The sequence below is a fragment of the Erythrobacter sp. genome, from assembly GCF_023653175.1.
Classification (GTDB): Bacteria; Pseudomonadota; Alphaproteobacteria; order Sphingomonadales; family Sphingomonadaceae; genus Erythrobacter.
In genome coordinates, this window is sequence record NZ_JAMNXL010000277.1 from 1 (window position 1) to 3,057 (window position 3,057).

Consider the following 3,057-nt stretch of genomic DNA (forward strand, 5'->3'; position numbering starts at 1 on the left):
ATCGTGAAGCCCCTTGATGGTCCCGGCAAAGCGCGCCTCGGCCTCTTCGGCCGCGTCGCGCAGGCGCGCGGCGGTGCTTTCGGCCTCGCTCGCGGCGGTTCCCGCGCGCTCGCGCAGCGCCGCCATGGCCTCTTCCTCGAGCGCGCCGACAGCGGCACGGTAGCCCTCCGCCTCGGTGCGGAGCGCGGCGAAGCGCTGCGAGACCAGCGCGTCGATCCGCACCAGCTGGCTCTCGAACCCGGCGAGCGTCGAGCCGACGTTCTCGCCCAGCCGCGCGACCAGTTCCTCGCTCTCGGTGCCGACGGTGGTGATCCGTTCGAACCCGCCTGCCAGCCGCGAAAGCTGCTCCTCGGCGACGCGCCCGGCGCTGCCGATCTGGTTGGTCACATCGCGTGCGGCATTGGCGATCACCGGCAGATCGTCGCGCAGCCGGTTCATGTTGCCGAGCGCGGTTTCGCTGGTGGTGGCGATGGTCTCGACTTCGGCGCCGTTGCCCCTGATCAGTGCCTGCAATTCGCTGGCATGGCTCGACAAACGCTCGGCCGCGATGCGCCCCAGCGCGTCCAGATCGCGGGCCTCGGCGGCAAGGAATTCGCGCGCCAGGCTGAGTTCGCGGTTGACCACCTTGAGTCGCGCCTCGAGCGCGGCGCTCTCGCGGTTCATCGCCGCGGCGGTGGCGGCAAAACGCTGTGCCTCGGCCTGAGACGAGCGCATTGCGAGCAGCCACACGATCCCGACGAGCTCGACCGGCACGGCCCACATCACCACCCACTGCGCCCACTGCGCGGGCACGGGGGAGGCCTGCATGTCGGCAAGATGGGCCCACACGAAGAAGCCGCTCCACCCGGTCACCGCCAGCACTGCCAGCAAGGGTGCCGATTTGGCGAGCAGCGAGCGGCGGGGCACGTCATGCGCCTCGTCGCCGCTGTCCTCGTCAACCCAGATGTCTGACAATTCCAGAGCTTCCGCGCTGCCCTCGGCCTCGGGAAGCTTGGTCTCGCCCGCGTTGTCGCTGCCGCTCTTGCGCCCCAGGGCGCGCATCTGGTGCCGTTCTGCCATGCCCCTTCATACCACAGCGCGACTCGGGATAAACCCTGCTTTAACCAATCCGGATTATTCCTGAGGCATGGCGTTCAATCACGGAGCTCTCGATGCGACCCTGGCGGCCGCAGCCGGCGATGATGCCGCGCTGCTGCGCGAGCTGCGCGGCGCATTCCTCGACAGCGCGGCCAAGCAGCTCGATCTGCTGAAGCGCGCGCGCTGCGACGGCAACTGGCATGTCGCGGCGATGCGCCTCAAGGGCCTTGCCGCGAGCTTCCACGCCGAGGACCTGCTGCAGGCCGCCGAAATCGCACTTCACGCTGCGCCGGGCGAGCCGATGGCGATCCGCGAGGTCGAGGCGGTGATCGCCCGCTTCGCGCGCACCCGCATGCCCGATCCCAACCGGATCTGATCGCCGCCGCTCCGTGCTGGAACGCCCCGTGCTTGGGGGCAACGCCTGCCGGGCCGCTTGAACCCTGACGTCCAAACCGCCAATCCTCCATCCCCTGTCGCCGCGACCGGAGGAGCTAGCCCCATGCGCATCGGCCTGATTGCCGCGCTGCGCCACAGCGAGGAAGGCGCGCTTCGCGCCGCCTTGCCGCTTGCCGGGCGCAGCTGCATCGTCTGGCAGGCGGAGTTGCTGCAAGGGCTCGGTGTCGAGCGGGTGCTTTGCCTCTCCGAGGCTCCGGGCGGCACGGTGATCGAATTGCAGCACATGCTTGAAGGCCGAGGCTTGCAGTTCCACGTGCTGCGGGGCCTTGCCGCGATCCCCGCGCTGGTGCGGGCCGAGGATGATCTGGTGATTCTTGCCGACGGGCTGGTGCCCGATCCGGTGGTGGTGCGCGCCTTGGTCGGGATTGGGACGGACAGGGGCGTGGGCGATGGCGGGGGCGAGGCGGGCCTCCAGCGGATGGTGGCGACGATCCCCGCCGATCACCCGCTCGCAGCCGCGCACCCTGCCGATTTCGAGCGCATCGATGCTGCGCGCCACTGGGGCGGGGTGCTGGTGATGCGCGGCGCGCCGGCCCAGCGCCTCGCCGATTTTCCCGCCGATGCCGACGCGGTCTCGCTGCTCCTGCGGCTTGCGCTCCAGGCCGGAACCCCGACCCGCGAACTCGCCGCGCGCGAGCTGGTGCCCGAAACGTGGCTGCTGGCGGATAGCGACGCGGCCGTCCGGCGGCACGAGAGCGCGTTGATCGCCGCGGCCACACCCCCGGCCGATTGGCGCGCGCCGGGGACCGCGCTTGCCGCGGCATCGGTGCGCGCGATCGTGCCGCGCGGGCTCGAACATGGCCAGCTGATCGCCGGCGCTGCGGCGCTGGTGCTGCTGCTCAGCGGGGTGATGGCGGCGGCCTTCGGCTTTGCCGGGGCCGGGCTGACGCTGGCGGGGCTGGGGATGCTGGCGGCGCAGGTCTCACAAGGTTTTGATGCGCTCGCCGCAAGGCTGCGGCGCACGGGCGGGACGGGGGGGAGCGCTGCGAGCAAGGTGCTGGCGGGGATGTGCGACCTTCTCGCCGGGGTGACCCTGTGGTTCGGTCTTGCGCCATTTCCCGAGTGGCAACCGCTCGCAGCGCTGGGCCCGGTCGCCTACGCGCTCGCCCGGCTTGCGGCGCGCGCGGGCGACACCGCGCTTGCTGCCGCCGCTTCCGACCGCGCGAGCCTGCTGCTTGTCCTTGCGCTCGCCGCCACCTTCGGCCTGCTGCCCGAAGTGCTCGCCTGTCTCGCCTTGGGGCTATGCGCAGCTTTGATGCTGCGCGGGCCCGAGGATTGATCTAACCCGTCCTTAACTATGCGGGCTCTATGCCCCCAGGACAATGGGCGAAAAGACGATGGACCTTGCCGCCGACGATGCTGTCGAGGCGATCCTGCGCGGCGGGCTCGCGCGGGAAGCCCGCGCGTTGACGGCGGTCGTCCCGGTTATGCGCCATCTCCTGGGCTCCGAGGCGCAGAGCCTCGTCAGCGAGGCGATCCTTGCCCGGGTGCGCGGCATGATCCTTGATCTGGCCGCACAATTGC

Annotated in this window: 2 protein-coding genes and 2 pseudogenes; 3 read left to right on the forward strand and 1 reads right to left on the reverse strand. The window is 70.7% G+C overall.

Annotated features, from left to right (window positions below; translation table 11 throughout):
* Positions 1-1,059, reverse strand: a pseudogene (locus tag NBV68_RS18815) (ATPase); the annotation flags it as partial.
* Positions 1,060-1,126: 67 nt separating this feature from the next.
* Between NBV68_RS18815 and NBV68_RS18820 the strand changes: the two are divergent.
* From NBV68_RS18820 to NBV68_RS18830, 3 genes and pseudogenes are all read left to right on the forward strand, one after another.
* Positions 1,127-1,453, forward strand: a complete 327-nt coding sequence (locus NBV68_RS18820) for an Hpt domain-containing protein (protein WP_296312982.1) — start codon at positions 1,127-1,129, stop codon at positions 1,451-1,453.
* Between the two features lie 123 nt (positions 1,454-1,576).
* Positions 1,577-2,812, forward strand: coding sequence for a hypothetical protein (locus tag NBV68_RS18825; RefSeq protein WP_296312984.1), 1,236 nt, complete (start codon positions 1,577-1,579; stop codon positions 2,810-2,812).
* A gap of 43 nt (positions 2,813-2,855) precedes the next feature.
* Positions 2,856-3,057 (forward strand): annotated as a pseudogene (locus NBV68_RS18830) (hypothetical protein); the annotation flags it as partial.

Excerpts from the sequence above, each read along its gene's own strand:
- NBV68_RS18820 (WP_296312982.1), top strand. The coding sequence starts at position 1,127 with ATGGCGTTCAATCACGGAGCTCTCGATGCGACCCTGGCGGCCGCAGCC.
- NBV68_RS18825 (WP_296312984.1), top strand. The coding sequence starts at position 1,577 with ATGCGCATCGGCCTGATTGCCGCGCTGCGCCACAGCGAGGAAGGCGCG.